The sequence below is a fragment of the Pseudomonas japonica genome, assembly GCF_900188455.1.
Classification (GTDB): Bacteria; Pseudomonadota; Gammaproteobacteria; order Pseudomonadales; family Pseudomonadaceae; genus Aquipseudomonas; species Aquipseudomonas japonica.
This window is the reverse complement of the sequence record NZ_FZOL01000010.1, coordinates 84,676-111,371: the sequence shown is the minus strand read 5'-3', so window position 1 is coordinate 111,371 and position 26,696 is coordinate 84,676. Positions and strand designations below refer to the sequence as shown.

21 protein-coding genes and 1 tRNA gene are annotated in these 26,696 nt (G+C 62.6%); 8 read left to right on the top strand and 14 right to left on the bottom strand.

Translation table 11 applies throughout. The annotated features are described in order from the left end of the window. Nucleotide 1 precedes the first annotated feature (1 nt). A complete protein-coding gene (locus tag CHB99_RS14360; protein ID WP_042126668.1) occupies nucleotides 2-658 on the bottom strand; it encodes an acetyltransferase in 657 nt (218 codons plus the stop codon). A 118-nt stretch (nucleotides 659-776) separates the two neighbouring features. Between CHB99_RS14360 and CHB99_RS14355 the strand changes: the two genes are divergently transcribed. The 4 genes from CHB99_RS14355 (at nucleotide 777) to CHB99_RS14340 (ending at nucleotide 4,655) form a co-directional block, all read left to right on the top strand. Next, nucleotides 777-1,625 (top strand): phytanoyl-CoA dioxygenase family protein, encoded by an 849-nt coding sequence (locus CHB99_RS14355; protein WP_042126670.1) that lies wholly within the window; start codon nucleotides 777-779, stop codon nucleotides 1,623-1,625. Further along, nucleotides 1,622-2,461 (top strand): hypothetical protein, encoded by an 840-nt coding sequence (locus CHB99_RS14350; RefSeq protein WP_042126672.1) that lies wholly within the window; start codon nucleotides 1,622-1,624, stop codon nucleotides 2,459-2,461. The genes CHB99_RS14355 and CHB99_RS14350 overlap by 4 nt, the downstream gene beginning before the upstream one ends. 133 nt (nucleotides 2,462-2,594) lie before the next feature. After that, nucleotides 2,595-4,082 (top strand): MocR-like pyridoxine biosynthesis transcription factor PdxR, encoded by a 1,488-nt coding sequence (pdxR, locus tag CHB99_RS14345; protein WP_042126674.1) that lies wholly within the window; start codon nucleotides 2,595-2,597, stop codon nucleotides 4,080-4,082. Between the two features lie 111 nt (nucleotides 4,083-4,193). After that, nucleotides 4,194-4,655 carry a GNAT family N-acetyltransferase gene (locus CHB99_RS14340; RefSeq protein WP_042126677.1) on the top strand — a complete coding sequence of 154 codons (462 nt, stop codon included), beginning with the start codon at nucleotides 4,194-4,196 and terminating at the stop codon, nucleotides 4,653-4,655. Between the two features lie 253 nt (nucleotides 4,656-4,908). Here the strand turns inward: CHB99_RS14340 and CHB99_RS14335 are convergent, their stop codons facing one another. The 4 genes from CHB99_RS14335 to CHB99_RS29545 all read right to left on the bottom strand — a co-directional run bounded on the left by CHB99_RS14335 (nucleotide 4,909) and on the right by CHB99_RS29545 (nucleotide 15,979). Continuing rightward, nucleotides 4,909-7,305 (bottom strand): TonB-dependent siderophore receptor, encoded by a 2,397-nt coding sequence (locus CHB99_RS14335; RefSeq protein ID WP_042126678.1) that lies wholly within the window; start codon nucleotides 7,303-7,305, stop codon nucleotides 4,909-4,911. Between the two features lie 96 nt (nucleotides 7,306-7,401). After that, nucleotides 7,402-8,352 (bottom strand): FecR family protein, encoded by a 951-nt coding sequence (locus CHB99_RS14330; protein ID WP_042126679.1) that lies wholly within the window; start codon nucleotides 8,350-8,352, stop codon nucleotides 7,402-7,404. After that, nucleotides 8,349-8,855, bottom strand: a complete 507-nt coding sequence (locus CHB99_RS14325) for a sigma-70 family RNA polymerase sigma factor (protein WP_042126681.1) — start codon at nucleotides 8,853-8,855, stop codon at nucleotides 8,349-8,351. Before CHB99_RS14325 ends, CHB99_RS14330 begins: the two co-directional genes overlap by 4 nt. A 206-nt stretch (nucleotides 8,856-9,061) precedes the next feature. Then, nucleotides 9,062-15,979 carry a calcium-binding protein gene (locus CHB99_RS29545; protein ID WP_487379633.1) on the bottom strand — a complete coding sequence of 2,306 codons (6,918 nt, stop codon included), beginning with the start codon at nucleotides 15,977-15,979 and terminating at the stop codon, nucleotides 9,062-9,064. On the opposite strand from CHB99_RS29545, the gene CHB99_RS29785 reads away from it, so the two are divergent. Then, nucleotides 15,881-16,132 carry a hypothetical protein gene (locus tag CHB99_RS29785; protein ID WP_170946384.1) on the top strand — a complete coding sequence of 84 codons (252 nt, stop codon included), beginning with the start codon at nucleotides 15,881-15,883 and terminating at the stop codon, nucleotides 16,130-16,132. The two genes, CHB99_RS29545 and CHB99_RS29785, sit on opposite strands and share 99 nt — an antisense overlap. A gap of 525 nt (nucleotides 16,133-16,657) precedes the next feature. On the opposite strand, the gene CHB99_RS14260 is transcribed toward CHB99_RS29785, so the two are convergent. From CHB99_RS14260 to dapA, 6 genes are all read right to left on the bottom strand, one after another. Beyond that, entirely contained in the window at nucleotides 16,658-17,239 is a 582-nt protein-coding gene (locus CHB99_RS14260; RefSeq protein ID WP_141137288.1) for a hypothetical protein, read from the bottom strand. Between the two features lie 264 nt (nucleotides 17,240-17,503). Further along, nucleotides 17,504-17,593, bottom strand: a tRNA-Ser gene (locus CHB99_RS14255). Between the two features lie 93 nt (nucleotides 17,594-17,686). Then, entirely contained in the window at nucleotides 17,687-18,397 is a 711-nt protein-coding gene (gene purC / locus CHB99_RS14250) for a phosphoribosylaminoimidazolesuccinocarboxamide synthase (protein ID WP_042121763.1), read from the bottom strand. Nucleotides 18,398-18,426: 29 nt separating this feature from the next. Then, nucleotides 18,427-19,185 (bottom strand): MBL fold metallo-hydrolase, encoded by a 759-nt coding sequence (locus CHB99_RS14245; RefSeq protein WP_042121765.1) that lies wholly within the window; start codon nucleotides 19,183-19,185, stop codon nucleotides 18,427-18,429. Then, on the bottom strand, nucleotides 19,186-20,301 hold the full coding sequence (gene bamC, locus CHB99_RS14240; protein WP_042121767.1) for an NlpB/DapX family lipoprotein: 1,116 nt from the start codon (nucleotides 20,299-20,301) through the stop codon (nucleotides 19,186-19,188). A gap of 17 nt (nucleotides 20,302-20,318) precedes the next feature. Then, nucleotides 20,319-21,197 (bottom strand): 4-hydroxy-tetrahydrodipicolinate synthase, encoded by an 879-nt coding sequence (gene dapA / locus CHB99_RS14235; protein WP_042121769.1) that lies wholly within the window; start codon nucleotides 21,195-21,197, stop codon nucleotides 20,319-20,321. Nucleotides 21,198-21,455: 258 nt separating this feature from the next. Between dapA and CHB99_RS14230 the strand changes: the two genes are divergently transcribed. Both CHB99_RS14230 and CHB99_RS14225 read left to right on the top strand, forming a co-directional pair. Further along, nucleotides 21,456-22,016, top strand: a complete 561-nt coding sequence (locus CHB99_RS14230) for a glycine cleavage system transcriptional repressor (protein WP_042121771.1) — start codon at nucleotides 21,456-21,458, stop codon at nucleotides 22,014-22,016. Between the two features lie 12 nt (nucleotides 22,017-22,028). After that, nucleotides 22,029-22,502: a peroxiredoxin gene (locus CHB99_RS14225; RefSeq protein WP_042121773.1), complete on the top strand. Its 474-nt coding sequence runs from the start codon at nucleotides 22,029-22,031 to the stop codon at nucleotides 22,500-22,502. Nucleotides 22,503-22,541: 39 nt separating this feature from the next. Here the strand turns inward: CHB99_RS14225 and CHB99_RS14220 are convergent, their stop codons facing one another. After that, a complete protein-coding gene (locus CHB99_RS14220) occupies nucleotides 22,542-23,612 on the bottom strand; it encodes an AI-2E family transporter (protein ID WP_042121775.1) in 1,071 nt (356 codons plus the stop codon). Between the two features lie 21 nt (nucleotides 23,613-23,633). Continuing rightward, a complete protein-coding gene (locus CHB99_RS14215) occupies nucleotides 23,634-23,873 on the bottom strand; it encodes a sulfurtransferase TusA family protein (protein WP_042121777.1) in 240 nt (79 codons plus the stop codon). A 134-nt stretch (nucleotides 23,874-24,007) separates the two neighbouring features. On the opposite strand from CHB99_RS14215, the gene CHB99_RS14210 reads away from it, so the two are divergent. Beyond that, entirely contained in the window at nucleotides 24,008-25,441 is a 1,434-nt protein-coding gene (locus CHB99_RS14210; RefSeq protein WP_042121779.1) for a M48 family metalloprotease, read from the top strand. 33 nt (nucleotides 25,442-25,474) lie between these two features. Here CHB99_RS14210 and nadA read toward each other — a convergent pair whose 3' ends face one another. After that, nucleotides 25,475-26,533: a quinolinate synthase NadA gene (gene nadA / locus CHB99_RS14205; RefSeq protein WP_042121781.1), complete on the bottom strand. Its 1,059-nt coding sequence runs from the start codon at nucleotides 26,531-26,533 to the stop codon at nucleotides 25,475-25,477. Between the last annotated feature and the right edge of the window lie 163 nt (nucleotides 26,534-26,696).

The following is a 26,696-nucleotide window of genomic DNA, read 5'->3' as shown; positions in this document are numbered from 1 at the left end:
CCTAAAAATCCAGGTCCTGGCTGCTCTTCACCGCACGCGCGGGTGCGCCGATGTAGAGCTGCCAGGGTTGAGTGTCTTTGGAAATCAGTGCGCCCATCGCCACGCAGGTGCCTTCGGCGATGGTGCAGTCATTGGTGATGGTGGCGTTGACCCCGACCCAGGCGTAGGGCTCGACCAGGCAGTGCCCGGAAAGCACCACGTGGGAGGTGAAGAACACGTGGTCGCGGATCTCGCCGTGATGGCCGATATGGTTGCCGCTCCACAGGACCACGTTGTTGCCGATGGTGGTGAACGGCTGCAGGGTGTTGTCTTCGAGAATGAAGCAGTTCTCGCCGATCACGTTGTCGTTCACCGTGGCGTTGGGGCTGACATAGGAGATGAAGTCGTAGCCCTTCTCCTTGCCCTGCAGGTACACCGACTCACGCAGGCGATTCATCTTGCGCCCGGTCATCGGCGCGAAGAGTTTGTATTCGGTATTCGGGAAGTATTCGTGCACGGTCTCGAACGGCACCACCGGCAAGCCTTCGAACACTTTCGATTCGGGGATATAACGCGCGTGCACGGTAAACCCGACGACCTGCACGGAAGGGTCTTTTTTCAGGTAGTAATGCGCCAGTTGCGCGGTATCCAGCACTCCGAAAATGACAACTTTCTGCATCGCGAATATCCAGGATATTGAAAGGTGAGTCAGGTCAAACCGACGTGAAACAGGCGCTGTGTATACTGCCGCCCACGATAGCACTGTCGCTGGCGTAACGAAAAAGGACACCGCGCCGATGGGAAAGCTTCTTGATCAAAATCAAATCCGCTCCTACCAGGACAACGGTTATCTGGTGGTCGAAGATATCTTCGATCCGCGGCACCTCGATGAAACCCTCGAACACTTCAATCTTTCCTTCACCCAGCAACTCGACCGCCTGAATCTTCCGCTCGCCAGCGGCCCGGTCCTGCACGCGCTGCACGCCAACATGGCCACCCTGCTCGGTGCCAGCATCCCGCTGTACCTCGCCACCCTGCGCATGTGCTCGAAGCTCTACGGCATCTATCGCCTGATGAGCGCCGAACGCCTGCGCGAGGCCTGCGCCGACCTGGGTATCGCCACCCCGCTGTTCCAGACCACGCCCGTGCTGCACCTGATGTCCAAACGCCTGGTGATTCCGGGCGGCTACCAGGGCTTCGACGTGCACCAGGACTGGACCTCGGTGCAGGGCAGCCTGGACACCATCACCACCTGGATTCCGTTCATGGACATCGATCCACACCTGTTCACCATGGAGGTGGTCCCCGGCAGTCACCTGCTCGGACTGCTCAGTGGCAACCAGGAACAGCATGTGCTGCGGGTCGACCAGAAGCACTTCAGCGAAGACGCCTTCGTCCCTATCTGTGTCGGCAAGGGTGGCGTTTGCTTGATGTCGAACTTCACCATTCATCGTTCTTCGCGCGAAGGCGACGAGCGCCTGCGTATTTCCATCAGCGGTCGCTACGAGAATGCCAGCGAGCCGACCTTCATCGAGCGCGAGTATCCCTTCACCCAGCACAAGTCGCTGCAACGCGGTTTCATCACCGAGAACTTCCCCAGCGTGGCGCAGGTCCGTCACACCTATTCCCGAGAAGACGAACAATGAACGATGGCAATCCATTTCCCGCGCTGATCGAATACTTCGCCGCCAAGCGAGCGATGTTCCAGCAGGACAAGAACCACCTGAACAGCATCGCCCTGGGCTCGTCCCATGGCGACTTCGCCTTCGACCCGGCGTACTGCCCGGGTTCGTTCAACCTGTGCAGCCGCTCCCAGGACTTTCGCCATTCCCTGGCGCTGTACCAGTACGCCTCGGACCAGGCGCCGAACCTGGATACGCTCATCGTGTTCTATTCGCTGTTCTCGCCGGGCAACGTGCTGGAGCAGTCACCGAGCGAGAAAACCCTGGCGCCGCTGATGAACGAGGTCTTCAAGCTCGGCCTGAGCTATGACGACCCACTGCTGATGCAGATCGGCGGGCAACTGGCGGGCCGGCTGGAGGGTGTCGGCGATACCCTGGGCGGCAACGCGGGCTACCTGCCCGAGCGGCTGGAAAGCTTCATGCCGGTCGGCAGCAGCGTGCAGCAACGGGTCGCCGATCACCTGCGGCTCAACAACCGGGAAGATGGCAACCAGTACCTGGCGCAACTGCTGCTGTTGGCAGCCGAGCGCAAGCACCGGGTGCTGATGGTCATTCCGCCGATGCACCCCGAGTACCAGGCCATTGCCGGCGCCGACTCGGCCTATCTGTTCCGTGGCGTGCACGAACTCAGCATGTTGATGGGCACCCTCGCCCCCGACTTCGCCATGGAGATTCTCGACCTCTACGCCGACCCGGAATTCCAGCCCGAGCACTTCGGCGACTTCGACCACATGGTGCCTAGCGGCGAGGGAACCCGCCTGTTGTCGAGCAAGGTCGCCGTGGCGCTCACGGCGCTTTGATCGAGGCACTGATCGCCCGGGGGCACCAGGGCGATTCGTCAGACCGAACGCAAGCGCCCTGTGATTTTCGCTTGACGCTGACCGATGACATGGCCTGAATCACGCCATTCTTTCAGGGATGACGATCAGCCCCATGTTCAAGCACGCGCAACTGGAATCGGTGAAAGCCTGGATCCGCGACCCGGCCCATGGGGCTCTCACCCTGCCTCTGCGCATCCAGCGCGGCATCCGCCAATTGATCCTCGATGGCACGCTGCTACCAGGCAAGCCCCTGCCCGCCTCGCGCCCGCTGGCGAAATCACTGGGGGTTTCGCGCGACACCGTGGAGGCCGCCTACACCCAACTGCACGCCGAGGGTTTCATCGAGCGGCGGGTGGGGAGCGGCAGTCACGTGTCGCAACGGGCCCGACCGCCAGCGGCAGGAAAACCCCGTAAAGCGAAACCGGGCACCGAACACCCCGAGCTGAGTCGCCGTGGCGCGACACTCTGCGAGGACGGCGGTGTGCGCAATTTCCACTACCCCCGTCCCTTCGCCCCAGGTGTCGCCGAGACGAGGAATTTCCCGCTGCATCTGTGGGAAAAACTCGAACGCCAGGTGATCCGGGAACAGGGCACCCGCGCCCTGCTGCACAGTGCTCCGCAGGGCATGGAGACGCTGCGCGGGGCGATCGCCGATTACCTCAACCTCGAACGCGGCGCGCGGGCATCCGCGGACCGGCTGCTGATCCTGACCAGTTCCCAGCAGGCCTTCAGCCTGTGCGCCAATGTGCTGATGGATCGGGGCGAGCGGGTCTTCGTCGAAGACCCGATGTATCACGGTGCGAGAAAGGCCCTGGTCGCGGCGGGCCTGGAGTGCGTGCCGGTCCCCGTGGACCGGGACGGCATGCGCATGGATGACCTGGCCGAACGGGCGCCGGATGCGCGGGCGATCTTTCTCACACCGTCGCACCAGTACCCCAGCGGCGCGACCCTGACGCTCGACCGGCGCCTGGCGGCCATCGAATGGGCCAGGGCGCAGCGGGCCTGGATCGTCGAGGACGACTACGACAGCGAGTTTCACTACGAGGGCCGCCCCACCGCTTGCGTGCAGGGACTCGATGGGCATGAGCGAACGGTCTATATCGGCACCTTCACCAAGTCCATGTTCCCCGGCTTGCGCATCGGCTACATGGTCCTGCCGGCCAGGCTGGTCGCCCCGATGACCGCGGCGCGGACCCTGCAGGACGGGTACACCGCCTCCTTGTCGCAACTGACCCTGGCCAGGTTCATCGAAAGCGGCCATCTGAGCGCCCACGTGCGAACCCAGCGCGCACTCTACGCTGAGCGGCGCGATGTACTGGCCGAGCTGGTGCGCAAGCACCTGGCCGATTTTCTCGTGCCTCTGATTCCGGCGGGCGGCATGCAGTTGCCCTGTCTGTTCACCCGTCCCCTGGATGAACAGGCCGTGGTGAAGGCCGCCCGGGCGCAGGGGGTGGATCTCCTCGGTCTGGGCAGCCTGTATGCCGAGCCGCGCCGCGACCAGGGCTTCCTGATGGGCTTCGCCGCCCATGCGCCGGCCGAGCTGAGCGGCGCGGTGATGAAACTGAAAAGGCTGCTGCAGGAAATGGTCTGCTCATCCTGAAAAAAGTGGCAGGGCTATTCCGACCATTCGACGGCTATAAAACCCGTCCCGAGCCGGAGCCGGCAGCGGCAACCCGGCTTGGTTCCACCCGTCAGAAAAGGATGCTTGCACATGACCGTTGAACAACAGCCGATCGTGATTCGCCCGCTGGCCCAGGGCGATTGGGAACAGTGGTGCGTCTATTGGGCGCAATACCAGCGTTTCTACAAGGTCAACCTGGGGACAGAAACCAGCCGTGTCACCTGGGCGCGCTTCTTCGACCCCACCGAGCCCGTGCATTGCGCCGTTGCCGCGGGCAACGACGGCATCTACGGCTTCGTCCACTACGTCTTCCACCGCTCCACCTGGGGCCGCAACGACTTCTGCTACCTCGAAGACCTCTTCGTCTGCCCGAGCGTGCGCGGGCGGATGATCGGCAAGCAGCTTATCGAGTTCGTCCAGGGCCAGGCCCGGGAAAAGGCCTGCGACCGGCTTTACTGGCACACCCAGGAAAGCAACGAGACAGCCCAGCGCCTGTATGACTGGATCGCGGAAAAACCAGGGGTGATCGAGTACCGGATGGCGCTGGACTGACCTGACGAGCGAACACCTCATCCTCCACCCCTGTAGGAGCGGGCTCTGCCCGCGAAAGGACTGCGCAGCAGTCCCAGATAGCAGTGAGGTCTGGGACCGCTGCGCGGTCCTTTCGCGGGCAAAGCCACGCTCCTACGGGGGGATGCCTCAGCAGTGCGTCAGATTCCGACCGCCACTGCCTCGACGGTGGTGGTGCGGCCCTTATCGCAAGACCTGTAGGAGCGAGCTCAACAGGCCAGCTCGCGCCCGCCCCTCAGAAATCGCCGCGCAGGGTCAGCATGTAGCTGCGTGGCGTCCCGTAGGTCGTTCCGCGCGTCCAGTACCCGGTCGAATCGAAGTACTTGCGATCCAGCAGGTTGTCGACGTCGACGCCGACGGTCCAGTTCTGGTCGAGCTTGTACGCGGCACGCGCGTCGAAGACCGCCCGACCACTGTTGCTCACGCCGTTGTAGGCGTCGTAGTAGTCGTTCTGCGCCGAAACGCCACCGCCGATGCTGAGGCGATTCCACTCACCCGGCAGGGTGTAGTTGGTGTTCAGGCGCAGCATGTGCTTGGGCGTCTGCGCGGAGATCGGGCCACCGTCCGACGAGCGCGTGGTGTTGAAGGTATAACCGGCCGCCACCTGCAACCCGGGCAGCAGTTCACCACTGGCCTCGGCCTCGAAGCCTTTGCTGCGGTTGATGCCGTCGCTGTTGACGAAGCAGCGGCCTGCGACGTCCTGCGGGCATTTGCCAGTATTTTCGTAGTCTCGGGCGGCGACATCTTCCTGTTCGATGTAGAACACCGCGAAGGAAACGTTCAGACGCTTGTCCAGCAGCTCGCCCTTGATCCCGGTCTCGTAGTTCGAACCGATCGCCGGGTCGAGCATGCCGCCAGCGGCAGTACGGTAGCTGGCCTGGGGCATGAAGATGTCGGCATAGCTGGCGTACAGCGACCACGAGTCGTCGAGGTCGTAGATCGCGCCGACGAACGGCGTGAATTCATGCCGCTGCTCGTTGGTGGTCACCCGCGTACCGTCCAGGACCTCGGTCTTGTACCAGCTCAACCGGCCACCGAGCACCAGGCTGAGGTCTTCGGTCATGTGCAGGCGGGCATTGAGGTAGGTGCCATAGCGGGTGTCGATGGTGTCTTCGATGGCATCCCAGCGGGTCCGCTCGGGCTCCGGCACGATGTGGTGGTCCGGATCGTAGACATTCAGTGGAATCGGGCTATCCAGCCTGACCGTGGCGTCCTTGTCGTTCATCTTGCGTTTCGACCAGTTGCCGCCCAGGGTCACCTGGTGGCTCAGGCCGAAGGCTTCGAACTCGCCGTCCAGATGGCCGTCGACGGCATTGGACGTTGAGTCGAACTTGTGGAAGCTGGTGTCGTTGATCATCGGCCCGGTCGGGCTGCCGTATTCCAGCGTGTCGTCCGCGCCCCACTCGATGGCGCTGCGGTTGTAGCTGCTTTCGGAATGGGACAGCGCCAGCTTGCCGCTCCAGTTTTCGTTGAAGCGATGGCTCAGGTCGGCGAACACTTCGTCGGTGCGGGTCTGCAGCTTGGTCCAGTCCTGGCCCAGGTAGGTGGAGCGCTTGAGGTGCGGATTGCTGCCATCGGGGTTGTTCGGCAGGCCCAGCACGCTGTAGCCGTCGGTGCGCGAAGTCTGTCGGCGCAGGCCGACGGCGACGGTGGTGGCATCGCTCAGATCACCCTCGACGATGCCGTACAGCAGCGGGCGTTTCGACTTGGTCACGTCGGTGAAGTAGCCGCGGTCCTCATAGGACGCGACCATTCGCCCACGCAGCGTGCCCTCGGCGTTCAGCTTGCCGCTGGCATCGAGGTCCAGACGATAGTTGTCCCAGGAACCGGCGCGGGTGGTGACGGAAAAATGCGGATCGACCGTAGGACGCTTGCGCACCAGGTTGACCGCCCCGCCAGGACCGCCCGCCCCCACCAGCAGCCCCGCGGCACCGCGCAACACTTCGACGCGGTCGAACACCGCCATGTCCGGGGTCATCCAGCCGGTATAGGCGAAGGCCTGCCCGGGCACGCCATCGACCATGTAGCTTTCATCGGTCAGGTCGAAACCACGCGAGCTGAAGTGGTGGTTGCCGTAGCCACGGTTGGCACGGGTGATGCCCGGCGTCTGGGCCATCACCTGATCAAGGGAAACCAGGTTCTTGTCGTCCATCAGCTTGCGCGTGACCACGGTCACCGATTGCGGTGTCTGACGCAGTGATTGAGCGGTTTTGCCGATGGTCACCGCACCGGTGGTGTAGGAACCGCTGCCTTCGGTGGTTTCCCCCAGGCCCGTGCCATTGACGTTGGTAGCCCCCAGTTCCAGCGCGCCAGCGACCGCCGGTACCACGCTGAAGGTACCGCTGCCGGTGACGACCACCTGCAGGCCCTTGCCCGCCAATGCCCGTTGCAGTGCCTGCAGCACGCTCATCTCACCTTGAATGGCGGGCGCCTGCTTGCCCGCGACCAGCGCGGGATCGAGGGAAATCACCTGGCCGCTCTGCCGGGCGATAGCGTTGAGGGTTTGTGCCAGGCCGGCGGCGGGCAGGTCGAAGCGCTGCACCTGTTGCTGGGAAGAGCCTTCGGCCCGGGCGAAGGCCGTGGGCACGGCGGCCAGGGCAATGGCGAGAGCGAGGGGCCAGGGTTTGAACAATTGAATTCTCCTGATGCTGTTGGCGTTGTCAGGAGAAAGGTGCAACGAGTGCGAAAAACCGGACACGAATGAGAAAAATTTCTACTCGCATTGCTATCAAAGACCGTCGATCAGGGTCAGCCACGGGCCAAAACGCTTGATCCGGATCGGTTGGGTCTCCGCCAAGGCGGCCAGGGTGCGTTCGCTGTCGTCCAGCGGGAACACGCCCTGCACGCGCAGGTCACGCACCCGCGGACTGACGCGGATGAACCCGGAGCGATAGGGACGCAGGGCGTCGATCAGCGTCGACAGGGGTTCATCCAGCACACTGAGGCGACCCTCGACCCAATCGGCGCGATAGGCCTGGCCGGTCGGCAATGGCTCGATACGCTGTGCCCACAGCAGCGCGGCCTGGCCTTCCGCCAGATCCTGTGTCGCACCGCTGGGCAGCGAGACACGCACGGCATGTTCGAGCACCACCACGCGGGTGGTGTCGTTCGCCAGTTGTTCGACCAGGAAGCGTGTGCCCAGGGCACGTATGTCGCCTTGCGCCGTGCGCACGATGAATGGTCGGGTCGGATCCGCCGCCACCTGGACCACCAGGGCGCCACGGTACAGGCGCAACAGCCGGTGTTCGCCGGCCAGGTCGAAATCCACCGCGCTGTCGGCATTGAGGATCAGTCGGCTGCCATCGGCCAGGGTCAGGCGCCGGCGCTCGCCGGTGCCGGTGCGCAGATCGGCCATCAAGGTGCGCCCGCCGTCGCTGCGCGCCCCCAGCCAGAGACCACCGCCCAGCAGGCCGACACCGACCAGCCCGCGCAGGACATCGCGACGCGCGGTGTCCGCTTGCAGCAAGGTGTCGCGCAAGGCACCCGGCGCGCGGCGCACGACGTCATAGTGCCGGCCCAGCCCACGCTGCAATTGCTCCCAGGCCGCGGCATTGGCGGGGCTGCGCGCCAGCCACTGCTGGAACAGCACCTGCTGCCTGGCCTCGTCCTGCCCGGAACGCAGGCGCACCATCCAGGCGATGGCCTCCTCGGCGACCGGATCCAGCGCGTTTCGGCTCATGGCTGCGCTCCACTGAGATAGCACTGACGCAGGGCGACGGTCATGTAACGGCCGACGGTGCGCACGGAGACATCGAGGCGGCGGGCGATTTCCGTGTAGCCAAGCCCGTCGAGCTGGCTCATCAGGAAGGCTTTCTTCACCTCCAGTGGCAAGTCGGCGAGGCTGCGATCGATGGCGTGCAGGGACTCCAGCAGCAGGTGGGTTTCTTCCGGCGAAGGCGCCAGCTCTTCCGGCAACAGCATCAGCCGTTCCAGGTAAGCCTGCTCCAGGCGCCGTCGGCGATGACGATCGAAGATCAGGCGGCGCGCGATGGTGGAAAGATAGGCGCGGGGTTGCTCGATCGTGTCCGGATCGACCCGCGCGGCGATGATCTGGCAGAAGGTCTCGGCCGCGGTATCTTCCGCGTCCGCGCGATTGCTCAGCCTGCGCTGCACGTGCTGAAGCAGCCAGCGGTGGTGGTCGCTGAAGAAGAAACCCAGTTTGTTGGTGTTGGATGCGGGCACGGCAAAAGCCTGGAGCAAATGAGAAAGAGTCGCAATCTTATAGAGGAGATGGCGGGTCTCGCAATGCTCTGACGGATAAACTCCCGCAAACCACAAAACCACTGAAACCTGGCGGTTTCAGAGGTTCCATGGCTGCGTGCGACGGGTGCCGGGTTGCCAGGACGGTCATTTGCGTCTGACTGCCGCCGGTTTACCCAGCGTGCGGATCACTGGCTCCAGTGGGTTGCAATGACGGCATTCAATTGCTCCTGCTGGGTCTGATTCAGGATTATTTCGCCCCCGGCCGGCGCCCCGAACGCGGCCATCGCGCTGACCAGACTATCGACCGCGTTGGCATACAAGGCCTGGCTCCCCGCCTGAATCACATCCACCTGCTGAGCCTGGCCGACATACCAGTCCTTGATCGTGACCCGGTCGTCGGAACCCCGGGCATCGATCACCAGGTTGTCGTTGTCTCGCGAGAACCACAGGCTTTGCGCGGTCAGCCCTTCGAAGCCGAGCGCATCGACATCGTTCGGCGACGTCGACAGGTTATTGATGATGTCCTGACCATCTCCCGCGAAGAACACATAGCGGTCACTGCCTTCGCCGCCCTGCAGCAGGTCGTTGCCTTTGCCTCCCTGCAAGCGATCGTTGGTGCTGGAACCGGTGATGGTGTCATTACCCGCCGTGCTCGCGCGGGACGCTACCTGCGCGCTGGTCCACGAAGCACCATCGGCGAACTCGATGCGTTCCAGCTTGTAGCGGTCGTCGCTGGTGCTGAACCAGTTCTGGATGGTGACCTGGTCCTGGCCATTGCTGTGGGCAAGGATCATGTGGTTGCCCGAGCGGCTGGCCGAGATGTCGCTGGTGCTGATGCCTGTGCCGAAGCGCAGGACGTCGATGTTGCCGCTGTAGTAGGCGGTGTCGTCATTGATGATGTCGCGGCCGTCGCCCAGTTCGAACAGATACAGATCGGAACCGGTGCCGCCATTGAGCACGTCATTGCCCTGACCACCGCTCAACTGGTCGTTGCCGGCATTCGCGTTGAGCGTGTCGTTGCCGCTACCGCCGTCCAGGACATCGTTGCCCGAGCCACTGGTCAGCGTGTCGTTGCCCGCCAGTCCCGACAGCGTCTGGTTGCCCGTGCTCGGACCGGTGAGGACATCGTCCCCAGTGCTACCCGTGGCCACCAGCAACGGCGCCGCCACGGCGGCACTGTTCCACAACGTGCCATCGGCGAACTCGATGCGCTCCAGCTTGTAGCGATCGTCTCCGGAGGTGAACCAGTTGCGGATGGTGACCTGGTCCTGGCCGTTGCTGTGGGCGAGGATCACATGGTCGCCCGAGCGGCTGATGGTGATATCGCTCGCGCTGATCCCCGCGCCGAAACGCAGGACATCGACGTTGCCGCTGTAGTAGGCGGTATCGTCATTGATGATGTCGCGCCCGTCGCCCAGGTCGAACAGATACACGTCGGAACCGGTACCGCCATTGAGCACGTCATCGCCCTGACCGCCGCTCAACTGGTCGTTGCCGGCATTGGCATTGAGCGTGTCGTTGCCGCTACCGCCGTCCAGGACATCGTTGCCCGAGCCACTGGTCAGCGTGTCGTTGCCGGCGAGTCCCGACAGCGACTGATTGCCCGTGCTCGGACCGGTAAGCACATCGTTTCCCGCACTGCCCGTGGTCACCAGCAGTGGCGCCGCCACGGCGGCACTGCTCCACAACGTGCCATCGGCGAACTCGATGCGCTCCAGCTTGTAGCGATCGTCGCTGGAGGTGAACCAGTTGCGGATGGTGACCTGGTCCTGGCCGTTGCTGTGGGCGAGGATCACATGGTCGCCCGAGCGGCCGATGGCGATGTCGCTGGCACTGATGCCCGCACCGAAACGCAGGACATCGATGTTGCCACTGTAGTAGGCGGTGTCGTCATTGATGATGTCGCGGCCGTCGCCCAGTTCGAACAGATACAGGTCGGAGCCGGTACCGCCATTGAGCACGTCATCGCCCTGGCCACCGCTCAACTGGTCGTTGCCGGCATTGGCATTGAGCGTGTCGTTGCCGCTGCCGCCGTCCAGGACATCGTTGCCCGAGCCACTGGTCAGCGTGTCGTTGCCCGCCAACCCCGACAGCGACTGGTTGCCCGTGCTCGGCCCAGTGAGGACATCGTTTCCTGCACTGCCCGTGGCCACCAGCAGTGGCGCCGCCACAGCGGCACTGTTCCACAACGTGCCATCGGCGAATTCGATGCGCTCCAGCTTGTAGCGATCGTCTCCGGAGGTGAACCAGTTGCGGATGGTGACCTGGTCCTGGCCGTTGCTGTGGGCGAGGATCACATGGTCGCCCGAGCGGCTGATGGAGATATCGCTCGCGCTGATCCCCGCGCCGAAACGCAGGACATCGACGTTGCCGCTGTAGTAGGCGGTGTCGTCATTGATGATGTCGCGGCCGTCGCCAAGTTCGAACAGATACAGGTCGGAGCCGGTACCGCCATTGAGTACGTCATCGCCCTGGCCACCGCTCAACTGGTCGTTGCCGGCATTGGCATTGAGCGTGTCGTTGCCGCTGCCGCCCTCCAGAAGATCGTTGCCCGAGCCGCTGGTCAGCGTGTCGTTGCCGGTCAGGCCACGTATTGTCTGGTTGCCGGTGCTGGGGCCGACAAGCACGTCATCCCCGGCGGTGCCGTTCAAGGCGAGTGACAGCTCGGAAACGTAGCTGCTGCTCCAGACAGCCCCATCGGCGAACTCGATGCGCTCCAGCTTGTAGCGATCATCGCTGGCGGTGAACCAGTTCTGGACGGTGACCTGGTCCTGACCGTTGCTGTGGGAAAGGATCACATGGTTGCCCGAGCGGCTGACCGAGATATCGCTGGTACTGATCCCCGCGCCGAAGCGCAGGACATCGACGTTGCCACTGTAGTAGGCGGTGTCGTCATTGATGATGTCGCGACCATCGCCAAGGCCGAACAGATACAGATCGGATCCGGTGCCGCCGTTGAGCACGTCATTGCCCTGGCCACCGCTCAACTGGTCATTGCCGGCATTCGCATTGAGCGTGTCGTTGCCGCTGCCACCCTCCAGGACATCGTTGCCCGAGCCCGAGGTCAGCGTGTCGTTGCCCGCCAACCCCGACAGCGACTGGTTGCCCGTGCTCGGACCGGTGAGCACATCGTCCCCTGCGCTACCTGTGGCCACCAGTAGCGGAGCCGATACAGTGGCACTGGTCCACAACGTGCCATCGGCGAATTCGATGCGCTCCAGCTTGTAGCGATCGTCTCCGGAGGTGAACCAGTTGCGGATGGTGACCTGGTCCTGACCGTTGCTGTGGGCGAGGATCACATGGTCGCCCGAGCGGTTGATGGTGATATCGCTCGCGCTGATCCCCGCACCGAAACGCAGGACATCGACGTTGCCGCTGTAGTAGGCGGTATCGTCATTGATGATGTCGCGGCCGTCGCCAAGTTCGAACAGATACAGGTCGGAACCGGTGCCACCGTTAAGCACGTCATCGCCCTGGCCACCGCTCAACTGGTCGTTGCCGGCATTCGCGTTGAGCGTGTCGTTGCCGCTGCCGCCCTCCAGAAGATCGTTGCCCGAGCCACTGGTCAGCGTGTCGTTGCCGGTCAGGCCGCGTATTGTCTGGTTGCCGGTGCTGGGACCGACAAGCACGTCATCCCCGGCGGTGCCGTTCAAGGCGAGTGACAGCTCGGAAACGTAGCTGCTGCTCCAGACAGCCCCATCGGCGAACTCGATGCGCTCCAGCTTGTAGCGATCATCGCTGGCGGTGAACCAGTTCTGGACGGTGACCTGATCCTGACCGTTGCTGTGGGAAAGGATCACATGGTTGCCCGAGCGGCTGACCGAGATATCGCTGGTACTGATCCCCGCGCCGAAGCGCAGGACATCGACGTTGCCACTGTAGTAGGCGGTGTCGTCATTGATGATGTCGCGGCCATCGCCAAGGCCGAACAGATACAGATCGGATCCGGTGCCGCCGTTGAGCACGTCATTGCCCTGGCCACCGCTCAACTGGTCATTGCCGGCATTCGCGTTGAGCGTGTCGTTGCCGCTGCCACCCTCCAGGACATCGTTGCCCGAGCCCGAGGTCAGCGTGTCGTTGCCCGCCAACCCCGACAGCGACTGGTTGCCCGTGCTCGGACCGGTGAGCACATCGTCCCCTGCGCTACCTGTGGCCACCAGCAGCGACGCCGACACCGCCGCACTGTTCCACAACGTGCCATCGGCGAACTCGATGCGTTCCAGCTTGTAGCGATCGTCACTGGCGGTGAACCAGTTCTGGATGGTGATCTGGTCCTGGCCGTTGCTGTGAGCGAGGATCACATGATTGCCCGAACGGCTGATGGTGATATCGCTCGCGCTGATCCCCGCGCCGAAACGCAGGACATCGACGTTGCCGCTGTAGTAGGCGGTGTCGTCATTGATGATGTCGCGACCATCGCCGAGGCCGAACAGATACACATCGGAGCCGCTGCCGCCATTGAGCAGATCGTTACCCTGCCCGCCCTCCAGCACATCGTTGCCCGAACTGCCGGTGAGCGTGTCATTGCCCGCCAGTCCCGACAGCGTCTGGTTACCCGTGCTCGGACCGGCGAGGACATCGTCTCCAGCGCTGCCCGTGATTACCAGCAACTGTGCCGAGACAGCGGCACTGGTCCACAGCGTGCCATCGGCGAACTCGATCCGCTCCAGCCTGTAGCGGTCGTCATTGGAGGCGAACCAGTTCTGGATGGTGACCTGGTCCTGGCCATTGCCGTGAGCGAGGATCACATGATTGCCCGAGCGGCTGACGCTGATGTCGCTTGCGCTGATCCCCGCGCCGAAGCGCAGGACATCGACGTTGCCGCTGTAGTAAGCGGTGTCGTCATTGATGATGTCGCGTCCATCGCCGAGGCCGAAGAGATAGACATCGGAACCGGTACCGCCATTGAGCACGTCGTTGCCTTGGCCACCGCTCAACTGGTCATTGCCGGCATTCGCGTTGAGCGTGTCGTTGCCGCTGCCGCCGTCCAGGACATCGTTGCCCGCGCCACTGGTCAGCACATCGTTGCCTGCCAGCCCGGACAGCGACTGATTGCCGGTGCCGGGCCCGGTGAGCACGTCATCCCCGACACTTCCGACCATGGTCAGGAGGGCTGCGGTAAGCGCCGCACTCGTCCAGACCGTGCCGTCACTGAACTCGATCCTTTCCACCCGATAGCGGCCATCGGTCACATTGAACCAGTTGCTGACGATGACCCGGTCCAGTCCGTTGCTGTGGCTCAACACCAGATTGCCATCGGCATGGCTCACGCTGATATCGGCAGCCTGTATGCCCGGACCGAACCTCAGCACATCGGTACCTTCCAGAGCGCCGCCGGTATCGCTGATCACATCCTGGCCATCGCCGAGGTCGAACAGATAAGTGTCGGAGCCCACCCCGCCGTTCAGAAAGTCATTGCCGCCGCCACCCTGCAGGACATCGTCGCCCTGAGCACCGTACAGACTATCGTTGCCCAAGCCGCCACTCAGATTATCGGACGAGGCATAACCATGAATTTCGTCATTGCCTGAAGTCTCGACAACGACCATGACCTTGATCTGATCGAAGTTCCACTCGGTGCCGTCAGCGAAACGGATGGCATCCAGGTAGTAGGCACTGGCACCATCGTCGAGAAAGTAGTTGACCACTTTCAGCCTGTCGGACGTGCCGCGCAGGGCAAGTATCAAGTCATCGCCAGAGCGAGTGGCGAGCAGGTCGTCCGGCAGTATGTTGCCGCCGAATTCGACGACATCCCGCTGATTCACGCCACTCTCGAAATTGTTGAGCGTGTCCTGTCCCCAGCCCCGACTGAATCTATAGACGTCCGCGCCCTCGTCACCGCTCAGGTAATCGTTATCCGCGCCACCCTCGAGGATGTCATTGCCGGCGCCTCCATATAACGTGTCCTGGCCTGACAAACCGAGCAGGCTGTTATCACCGGCATCTCCATATAATTCGTCGCCGCCCACGCCACCCAACGAATTCCCCGCATTACCCAGGAGGTAGCTGAAACCTGATGCACTGACATCACCCGCCTGGCGCAGGCGAGACAATACCGAAGAGCCAAACTCGCCGGCATCCAGCAAAGAACGGAAGAACTCCACCATGACCTGCGTACCGATCGAGGGACTGGCGCTGTAATCCGCTTGCAACTGCGCCACCACTGGCGTCACATCGAACTCGAATCGGTTCTCGACGAAACTCAGGCCCACCGCCGCAACCAACGACTTGAAATGAGTCTGCAACATGAGACCGGAATAGATGAAACCCGCCAACGTGTCATAGGTCTTCATCAACTTCGCCGCGGCATTGGGACCCGGGTTGGGCGTACCGCCGTTCGTCCCGGAACCCTGGGTGAAATTCCTGCCCAGGAATGCCTCCAGCGCATAGAGCTTGCGCCCATCGTCGATAAAGCCGCCGCGACTGTTCGAGCCGTATTGCGCAGCGCCGCTCCAGGCAAAGATGATGTCGTCCAGCAACGAAGTCCTGGCCGCGCTGTCCGTTTCTTCAGCGAACCGCTGCAGCAACTGCTTGAGGCCTCCCGTCGAATCCTGCGCTACCACCTGACTGAGGTCGGCGACATTGCCAAAGCCCGTCATATCGACGGCAGATCCACCCACGAGGATCTTGTGCATGTCCAGGGATCGCGCGGTGTCGACGACAAACCACACATCGTTCAATTCACGTTGCACGCCGCCGCTATCGACATAGCTGCCTGTCTGCAACGTTTCATTGCCGTTTGCATCGACGCTGTGCCCGCTGGCATACGCCACACCGAGACTACTGACATTCACCTCGGCAAGACTCAGTAACTCGCCAGCCCCTAGCCGGGCATCACTGTCAGCGTCTTTCCACACACGCAACTGGGAAAACGCAACATCGTCGGCATCAATCTTTCCATCCTGGTTGCTATCCAGATCAGCCAGTGCAGCAAAACCGTTGGCCGCATTCTGACCATTGGCGAGTTTTGAGTAATTGCCAAAAAGCTCACTGCCATCATCTATTTGACCATTTCCGTTTCGGTCCCATACCAGCAGCCCGTCATCTCGCCCAACCCAACCTGTGGCTTCGGCAAAACCATTGCCGTCATGATCGAAATACACGCCCGCACTCAGACCTTGCGTTTCAACGCCGTCGCCATCGAGATCCAGAATCAGCGGCGAAACTGTTTGCTTGGCCGCATCGAAGGCATCGTTGACCAGGGGCAGACAGGAAAATCCGGTATCGGAGAAGCCTTGGCTGAACTCTGCCCATGACCACATGGCGGGTGAGCCGACAGCATCACCGAACTGACTTGGAGGAATACCGCCTCCACTGCTCTCGTACAGGCCACCCAGCGCATCGAACATATCGGCGACGGCATCACTCACTTCCTTGCTGTCGCCGGAAACGGTCAACGCATAAATGCCAAGGCCAATGCTTGCCGCGGTGAATGCGGCTGCCGTCGCGGGTGCCGCGGCCATCGCGCCGGCGATGGCGGCCAATGACCCGAGGGCACCTATCAGGCTTCTATCCGTTACCGTGCCAGTGGAGTCGAGATCCGAATAAATGGAAAGTGCGCTCGACAAGGCGCCGGTAGCATTGCCGGCCGCCGGTTTCATAAAGCTCAACGCTGCCGAGAGCGCCGACGTTGACGCCGCCGCCGCCGAAGCGGCAGTAAGATTGCCGTCATTCACGGCGGCGTTTACATCCCGACCGGCATTCGCCGTCGCAGTCGCCCCACTTGCGCCATCCGCGATGTGCTTTGCCACTTCTTTAGCCAATGAGTCGACTGCCATTTTTCAGCGCTCCCGTTTTTTAATGAGATAAGCCACCAGACAGATCACAGCCAACGCAAGCATCGTATAAAGCGTCTTTTTCAAGGTCGAAAGACTGGCCTGATAAAGAGTGAGCTCGCATTCATACTTCGTGGTACACATCGCAGCGCAATACTCGACACGGTCGATCCAGCAGGCCACCACCGACGGTCCATAGTGCCGCACGACTATATTTCGCCCGACCCCTTCGCTGAAACCGCTGCGAATCTTTGTATAACCGGAAATGGCACTTAACTTGACAAGTTCTCCCGACCCGCTTTCTTCCACAATAAAAGTGGTGCCTCTTTGCGAGCTGGATGCAATGACCAGAAACTTGCCTTCGGTGCGCGACAACACACCATCCGAGGGCGCCGGCTTGTTCGCCAGCGCATAGATGTAGAATCCCAGGCACAATAAAAAACAAAGAATGAAGATCAGGCTTGAGTGCAATAACTTATTGCCGGAAAAAGCGTCACTCCTGATTTTAAACATGACGTTCCAGCCCGCGGCGAATGTTCCTGAACACATTCCGCGGTGTAATCGATTCTCTGGAATAACGCAGATCATGCTGAAGATTCGCCCACGGAGAGACCCGGACGAATGCAGATGGCAGCGCTTTCAACCAGCGCTCATGGGGGGCTTCTACTGTGTCACGCGACATTGCATCCATGCATGGGGCGCTCTCATTCGCCTCTGACGAACATCCTGTGCTACGAGCATAGGCAAGAAGTTCCAGGCGGGCTGATGTCCCTTATATCAAAGCGCTATCAACACCCGTGCAGAAACGACAAAGCCCCTGAAACTTTACAGTTTCAGGGGCTTTGTCTTGTATGGCGGAGAGATAGGGATTTGAACCCTAGGTACTGTTGCCAGTACAACGGATTTCGAATCCGTCCCGTTCGGCCACTCCGGCATCTCTCCAGTGGCGCGCATCATACCAGCACTTTTCCCAAAGGCGAAGCCTTTTGATGAAAAAAATCGCGTGCTTTCAGATGCTTGCGCGAACGTTCCGCCTTACAGCGGCACGCCCAGGCGTTTTGCGACTTCTTCGTAGGCCTCGATGACATCGCCCAGGCCCTGACGGAAGCGGTCCTTGTCCATCTTCTTGCGGGTTTCCTTGTCCCACAGGCGGCAGCCGTCCGGGCTGAACTCGTCGCCGAGGACGATCTCGCCATGGAATACGCCGAACTCCAGCTTGAAGTCGACCAGCAGCAGGCCGGCGTCGTCGAACAGCTTGGTCAGCACTTCGTTGACCTTCAGCGACAGCGCTTTCATCTTCACCAACTGGTCAGCGGTGCCCCAGCCGAAGGCGACAACGTGGGATTCGTTGATGAACGGATCGCCTTTCTCGTCGTTCTTCAGGAACAGTTCGAACGTCGATGGCTCCAGCTTGATGCCTTCCTCGACACCCAGGCGCTTGACCAGGCTGCCGGCGGCGTAGTTGCGCACCACGCACTCGACCGGAATCATGTCGAGCTTCTTGACCAGGCATTCGTTGTCGCCCAGCAGCTTGTCGAACTGGGTCGGAATGCCGGCCTCTTCGAGCTTCTGCATGATGAAGGCGTTGAACTTGTTGTTCACCATGCCCTTGCGGTCGAGCTGTTCGATACGCTTGCCGTCGAACGCCGACGTGTCGTTACGGAACAGCAGGATCAAGCGGTCGGCGTCGTCGGTCTTGTAAACCGACTTGGCTTTGCCGCGGTAGAGTTCTTCACGTTTTTCCATGATGGGCTCCGCTTGCTAAATGAGAGGGGCTAGACGATTTCGCGCCAGTCGAGCCCACAATCCTGGTTGGCCACTTGCAGCCAGTCCGGGTCGCACCCAAGGGTATCGACGAAACATTGCCGGGCCAGCTGTGGCAGGTTGTTCTTGCTGCTGAGATGGGCCAGCACCAGGTGCTGCAGGTTTTCCCATCCCAGCTCCGCCACCAGGTTCGCGGCCTGGTGGTTGTTCAAATGTCCGTAGTCGCCGCCGACCCGCAGCTTGAGAAAATGCGGGTAATGCCCGCGGGCAAGCAGGTCACGGCAATGGTTGGCTTCGATCATCAGGGCGTCGAGGCCGCGGTAATGCTCCAGCAGCACCGCGTCGTAGCAGCCGAGGTCGGTCAGCACGCCGAGGCGCCGACGACCGTCGCTGAACACGTACTGCAGCGGCTCCAGCGCATCGTGGGTCACACCCACCGCCTTGATGCTCAGGGCACCTACGTCGAACGTGTCGTTCGCCGCAAGAAATCCCGCCGCCTCCAGCGGTTTGCGCAAACCGCGCAAGGTGCCACGACTCAGGTACACCGGAAGATTGTAGCGCCGTGCCAGCAAGCCCACCCCATGCACGTGGTCGGCATGTTCGTGGGTCACCAGCACGGCGCTCAGACTGTCTGGCGCGACGCCGAGCCGCGCCAGACGCCGCTCGGTTTCGCGCAGGGAAAAGCCGCAATCGACCAGGACATGAGTATCGCCACTGGTGACCAGCGTGCCATTTCCCTGGCTACCGCTTCCAAGAACCGCGAAGCGCACTTAACCCAGGTTGTCCTGGATGACGCTCAGTACGCGACGGGCCACGTCAGCCGGGGCCACGGTATTGATGTTCTTCTCGACGGTGACCTGGACGCTGTCGCCCACCTTGCTCAGGCGAACCTGGTAACGCTCGGCACGGGCTTCGATCTCTTCCTTGCTCGGCTCGCTGCCGAACATGCGACTGAAGAAGCCAGGCTCCTTGTTCTTCGGTTCGGCCTTCTCGGCCAGGTTGATGTAGTACAGGCCCAGGCTGCGGTTGATGTCCTCGACACGCCATTCGCCGTGCTCCAGGGCACGACCGACGCTGGACCAGGCGCGATCGAGATCGGCGCCCAGGTTCAGCACCGGGTTGCCGCTGCCGTCTTCGCTCAGGCTGACACGGCTTGGCGCGTCGAAATCACGGGCGGCGAGCAGGGACACCGAACCACCCTTCTCGGCGCTGCGGGTCATGCTGGCGAGCATCTCGTCGACCAGCACGGCGTCGACGCCGGTGTTGGTGGAACGTGCCGGGAATTCCTGCTCGGCGCTGTCGCCGGCCTTGCGTTCGACGGTCACCACGTAGACTTCAGAGGTGTTGCGCTGCACACCTGGTTCGATGCGCACGCGAGCACGGATCTCGCTGTCGCGGCTGCTGGCCGCGCCGCCGAGACGATCGGCCATGGACGCGGAAAGTTCGTCGAAACGCTGCCAGGTGGTATTGAACTCACCGGTCTGCGGACGCTCCTCGGCAATGCGGAAACCGTTGTCCTCGAAGAACTGTCGGGCCACCGGCCAGACTTCGGCCGGTGCACGCTGGGCCAGGACCCAACGCGCGGCGCCGCTCTTCTGCAGGCTGAAATCACTGGCCTCGGCGCTGGCGGCCAGAGGCAGCGGGCGCGGCACTTCGAACTCGCCCTTGACGTTGTCGTCGGCGACGTTGCGTGGAATCGGCAGCAGCGGATCAAGACGCTTGACGTTGCTCGCATCAGGCGGCAATTGCATCGGCGGCTTCTGGGTTGCTTCCAGATAGTCGCTGCCACGGTCACGGAAATACCCGTCTTCGCCCCACAACCAGGCGCAGCCGCTGGTACTGGAAATGATCAGGGCAAGGGCGGAAAGACCAGCCAATCGCTTCATGCGGTGTACTTCCTCGATTAATACTGCACGCCAGCCTGGCGCAGGGCCTGGCGGACGGTGTCGTGACAGGATTCGCTCAGCCAGGTCAGCGGCAGGCGGATTCCCTTGTGCATCAGACCCATTTCCACGAGCGCCCACTTCACCGGAATCGGGTTGGCCTCGCAGAACAGGTGCTTGTGCAGCGGCATGAGTTTTTCGTTGATGGCCCGCGCGGTGTCGGCATCGCCACGCAGGGCGGCCTCGCACAGGTCGGCCATTTCACGCGGAGCGACGTTGGCGGTCACCGAGATGTTGCCCTTGCCGCCCAGCAGGATCAGTTCGACCGCGGTCGGATCGTCACCGGACATGACGATGAAGTCGTCGCTGACGCCGTCGATGATCGCCTTGGCGCGCTTCAGGTCGCCGGTGGCTTCCTTGATGCCGATGATGTTCGGCACGGTCGACAGGCGGATCACGGTCTCGGCGAGCATGTCGCAGGAGGTGCGGCCCGGCACGTTGTAGAGGATCTGCGGGATGTCCACCGCCTCGGCGATGTGCTTGAAGTGCTGGTACAGGCCTTCCTGGGTCGGCTTGTTGTAGTAAGGCACGACCAGCAGGCAGGCGTCGGCGCCGGCGTCCTTGGCATTCTGGGTCAGATGAACGGCTTCGCTGGTGGAGTTCGCGCCGGTGCCGGCGATGACCGGGATGCGGCCATTGACTTGCTTGACCACGAACTCGATGACCTTGATGTGCTCTTCGACATCGAGGGTCGCCGACTCGCCGGTGGTGCCGACGGCGACGATGGCATGGGTACCGTTCTGCAGGTGGAAGTCCACGAGTTTGCTGAGGCTGTCCCAGTCCAGACGCCCTTGTGCATCCATGGGTGTGACCAATGCCACCATACTGCCCGCAATCATGAAGCTGCTCCTGCCGGAAAAAGAGAGCGGTAATGGTACTGGCGCCATCGGGCTTGCACAAGCGACGCAGGCGGGCGGAGCATTCCCCTTCGCGGCCATTTTCGCTACCCTTCGTCCTTTGATCGGTACACAGCGGCCCGCCGGGCTGCCAACAATGCGTTCCGGCCGTGTCCGCCCCCTCGATCCAGAGCCTCTGGAGCACGCTGACCCGCCTCTTTTCCGCGTCAGGTACCGACCGCTCATCGTTTTAGGAATGCTATGTCCACCCCCACCGTCCGCGAACAATTCCTCGTCGTCAGCGCCCTCGGCCCGAGCCCGATGGAGCTGACCAACATCCTCTGCCGCGCCAGCAACGACAGCCGCTGCTCGGTGGTCACCTCGCGCCTGACCCGCCACGGCGAGTGCAGTGCGTTGATCCTGCAGGTCAGCGGCAACTGGGACGCCCTGGCACGCTTCGAAGGCTCGCTGCCAAGCCTGGCCAAGAAGCACGGTTTCATCGTCAACGTGGTGCGCAGCAGCGAGCTGGAAGTGCGCCCGCTGTCGCTGCCCTACGTCGCCTACGTCAGCGCCGCCTACCGCCCGGACATCATCAACGAGCTGTGCCAGTTCTTCATCGACCACCGCGTCGAGCTGGAGAACCTGACCTGCGACACCTACCAGGCCCCGCAGACCGGCGGCACCATGCTCAATGCCACCTTCACCGTCACGCTGCCCGCCGGCACCCAGATCAGCTGGTTGCGCGACCAGTTCCTGGACTTCGCCGACGCGCTCAACCTGGACGCGCTGATCGAACCGTGGCGCCCACAGAACCCGATGTAAGGAACCCGTCCCATGGCCGTTGAACTCGACAAACCCGTCGCCGACTTCCAGGTCCAGGCCACCAGTGGCCAGCAGATCAGCCTCGCCGACCTTAAGGGTCGCCAGGTGGTCCTGTACTTCTATCCGAAGGACAGCACGCCGGGCTGCACCACCGAGGGTGGCGACTTCCGCGACCAGCACGCCGCCTTCCAGGCCGCCGGCACCGCGGTGTTCGGCGTATCTCGCGATGGCCTCAAGTCTCACGAGAACTTCAAGGCCAAGCAGGGGTTCCCCTTCGAGCTGATCAGCGACAAGGACGAAAGCCTCTGCCAGCTGTTCGATGTGATCAAGCTGAAGAAGCTCTATGGCAAGGAGTACATGGGCGTCGACCGCAGCACCTTCCTGATCGACAAGGACGGTGTGCTGCGCAAGGAATGGCGTGGCGTGAAGGTGCCGGGTCATGTCGCCGCGGTCCTGGCCGCGGCCGAAGCGCTGAACAAGGCCTGAGACCGACACGGGACAGATCGCGATCTGTCCCGTCGGGCACTACAACAGTGGTGCCACCTGCGGCTCGCGCCGCGGCCAGGCATCCAGCACCGCTTTGAACAGCGTCGCCAGCGGAATGGCGAAGAAGATCCCCCAGAACCCCCACAGCCCGCCGAACAGCAGCACCGCGCAGATGATCGCCACCGGGTGCAGGCTCACCGCCTCCGAGAACAGCAGCGGCACCAGCACGTTGCCATCCAGCGCCTGGATGATCGCGTACACCGCCATCAGATAGATGAACTGGTCACCCCAGCCCCACTGGAACAGCGCGATCAGCGTCACCGGCACCGTCACCACCACCGCGCCGACATACGGCACCACCACCGACAATCCCACCAGCAGCGCCAGCAAGGCGGCGTAGTTCAGCCCCAGGGCGACGAAAGCGATATAGGTCGCCACGCCGCAGATCAGGATCTCGATGCCCTTGCCGCGGATGTAGTTGGCGATCTGTCGGTTCATCTCCTCCGCGACCCGGGTCATCAGCGCGCGCTCCTGCGGCAGATAGCCGCTGACCCAGCGCGCGATGGTCTCGCGGTCCTTGAGGAAGAAGAACACCAGGATCGGCACCAGCACCAGGTAGATCATCACGCTGACCAGCAGCGGCAGGCTCGACAGGGAGAAGGTCAGCGCCCACTGGCCGAATTTGCCGATCTCGCCGCGCATGGCTTCGATGGCCTGCAGTACCTGATCGTCCGAGACCAGGTGCGGATAGCGCTCCGGCAACAGCAGGAGCAGCGACTGCCACTTGCCGAGCATGCCCGGCAGTTCGTTGAACAGGGTGATCAGTTGATGCCAGAGCAGCGGCACCAGCACCAGCAGGAACACCGCCAGCGCCCCCATGAACAGGGTGAAGACCAGGGCGACGGCGACCTTGCTCGGCACCCGCAGGCGTTCGAGCGCGTTGACCAGGCCTTGCATCAGGAACGCCAGGACCATCCCGGCCAGCACCGGCGCGAGCATGCCGCCAAGGGTCAGGACCGCGGTGAAACCGAGGAACAGCAGGACTGCCAGAACCACGGCTTCCTCGTCGGAGAAATAGCGGTGCAGCCAGCCGCGAAGCACTTTGAACATCGAGGATCCTTGGAAAACGAATCAGGCCTTCTTCAGCCAGTAGGTGTAGATCCCGCCTTCGGCGGTATCGAGCAGCAGCGTATGACCGGCCAGTTGCGCGAAAGTGCGAAAGTCGCGTTGCGAGCCGGCGTCGGTGGCAATCACCTTGAGCACGGCGCCGGAAGCCAGGCGATTCAGTTCCAGCTTGGCCTTGAGCAACGGCAGCGGACAGTTCAGGCCGCTGGCGTCCAGTTCGGCGTCATGGTGCAGGGTGTCGGTCATTGCAACTCTCCAGAAAAACCGGCGCGCCAGAAAACCCTGGCGTACAGCACGGGCAAGCCTCGCAGAATACCGCCACTGGTCGCAACCGTGCGAGGCGGCTACAGTAAGGCTCTTTGTCGACCAGAGCTCCGTGCATGAATGTTCTGCGCCCTACCCTGCTGACGCTGGCCTGCCTGCTTGCGCTTCCGAGCCATGCCGACGACCTGCCGTCACTCGGCGACGCCAGCTCCGCCATTGTCTCGCCGCAACAGGAACACCAGCTCGGCCGAGCCTGGCTGAGCTTGCTGCGCGGCAATGTCAGCCAACTGTCGGACCCACAGCTCAAGGATTACGTCGAGTCCAGCGTCTACAAGCTTGCCGAGACCAGCCAACTGCAAGACCGTCGCCTGGAATTCATCCTGATCAACAGCCCCGACCTCAACGCCTTCGCCGCGCCAGGCGGGATCGTCGGGGTCAACGGCGGCCTGTTCCTCAATGCGCAGACCGAGGGCGAATACGCCTCGGTACTGGCCCACGAACTTGCGCACTTGTCGCAACGCCACTTCGCCCGCGGCGTCGAGGCCCAGCAACGCATGCAGTTGCCAATGATGGCGGCGCTGCTCGCGGGCATCGTGGTCGCCGCCGCCGGTGCCGGCGATGCCGGTATCGCCGCCATCGCCGGCACCCAGGCCGCGGCGATCCAGGAACAGCGGCGTTTCTCCCGGCAGAACGAGCAGGAAGCCGACCGCATCGGCATCCTCAACCTGGAGAAGGCCGGCTACGACCCACGCAACATGCCGACCATGTTCGAGCGCCTGATGCGCCAGTACCGCTTCGACGCCAAGCCGCCGGAATTCCTCCTGACCCACCCGGTCACCGAATCGCGTATCGCCGACACCCGCAACCGCGCGGAACAGGCGCCAACCGGCGGTACCGAGGACAGCGCGCGCTACCAACTGATGCGCGCCCGCGTGCAGTTGTTCTACGAAGGTACGCCGGGCCTGGCGGCCAAGCGCTTCCGCGCCCTGCTGGATGAAAACCCGAAACTCGATGCCGCCCGCTACGGCCTGGCCCTGGCCCAGATCAAGGGCGGCCAGCTCAACGAAGCGCGGGAAAACCTCAAGCCGCTGCTGGCCAAGGCACCCAACGACATCACCTACAACCTGACCCAGATCGACCTGGACATCACCAACAACCGTCTTGCCGATGCCCAGCAACGGGTCGACCGGATGCGTCAGCTGTATCCAGGCAACTATCCGTTGCGACAGGTGGCCGCCGATCTGCTGCTCAAGCAGAACAAGCCGGCCGAAGCGGAAAAGTCATTGGAAGCGCTGGTCAAGAACCGGCCTGACGACCCGGATGTCTGGTACGACCTGGCCGAAGCCCGCGGTCTTTCCGGCAACACCATCGGCCTGCACCAGGCCCGGGCCGAGTTCTTCGCCCTGACCGGTGATTTCGACCAGGCGCTGCAGCAACTGGACTACGCCAAGCGGCGTGCCGGCAACAACTTCCAGCTGGCCTCGCGAATCGATGCGCGGCAGCGGGAACTGCTGGAGCAGCAGCGGATGGTCAAGGAAATGATGCGCTGAGGGCATTTGGGGCTGCTTTGCAGCCCCGGGACTTCAGGCGTTACCGGACAGCTTCAACCGCGCAGCCGCGGTGAAATCCAGCATCCGCTGCAACGGCTTGATCGCCTGTGGCACCAGTGCCGGCTCGACGAAGATCTCGTTGCTGCCTTCACGCAAGCACTGCAGGGTGCGCTCCAGCGTATTCATCGCCATCCACGGGCAATGCGCGCAGCTACGGCAGGTCGCACCATTGCCGGCGGTCGGCGCCTCGATGAACTCCTTGTCCGGACACAACTGCTGCATCTTGTAGAAGATGCCGCGGTCGGTGGCGACCACGAAGCGCTTGTTCGGCATGCGTTGTGCGGCAGCGATCAACTGGCTGGTGGAGCCCACCGCGTCGGCCAGTTCGATCACCGCTTCCGGCGACTCCGGGTGCACCAGGATCGCGGCATCCGGATACAGCGCCTTGATGTCGGCCAACTGCCGCGATTTGAACTCTTCGTGAACGATGCAGGCACCGTCCCACATCAGCATGTCGGCACCGGTCTGCTTCTGGATGTAGCGGCCCAGGTGCTGATCCGGTCCCCAGATGAAGGTCTCGCCGTTGTCCATCAGGCTTTCGACGATTTCCAGCGCGCAACTGGAGGTCACCACCCAGTCGGCACGGGCCTTGACCGCCGCCGAGGTGTTGGCGTAGACCACCACGGTGCGCTCGGGATGCTTGTCGCAGAACGCCGAGAACTCATCCACCGGGCAGCCCAGATCGAGGGAGCAGGTCGCTTCGAGGGTCGGCATCAGCACGCGCTTTTCCGGGGTGAGGATCTTCGCCGTCTCGCCCATGAAACGCACCCCCGCCACCAGCACGGTGCTGGCCGGGTGATTCTTGCCAAAGCGGGCCATCTCCAGGGAGTCGGCCACGCAGCCGCCGGTTTCCTCGGCCAGGGCCTGGATTACCGGATCGCAGTAGTAGTGGGCGACCAGCACCGCATCCCGCGCCTTGAGCTCGGCGGCGATGGCGGTACGGTATTCGGCCTCTTGTTCGGGCGTGAGGGGCTTGGGCTGCTTGGCGTCCAGGTGGGCCTGAACCAGAAGGCGTTCGGAAATTTGCGTCATGTTCGCAAGACCTGCAGGCGCTGATGCGCGTAAGTCGAGTGTATCATCGGGCACGGACAAATCGGGTAACAGCTTGGCCTTTGCACGGACGGCAAAAATCCGCTGTGACCTCGGTTTTATGAATCGCCGAAGGCTACAGACAATCGGATGAATTCTAAAGAGA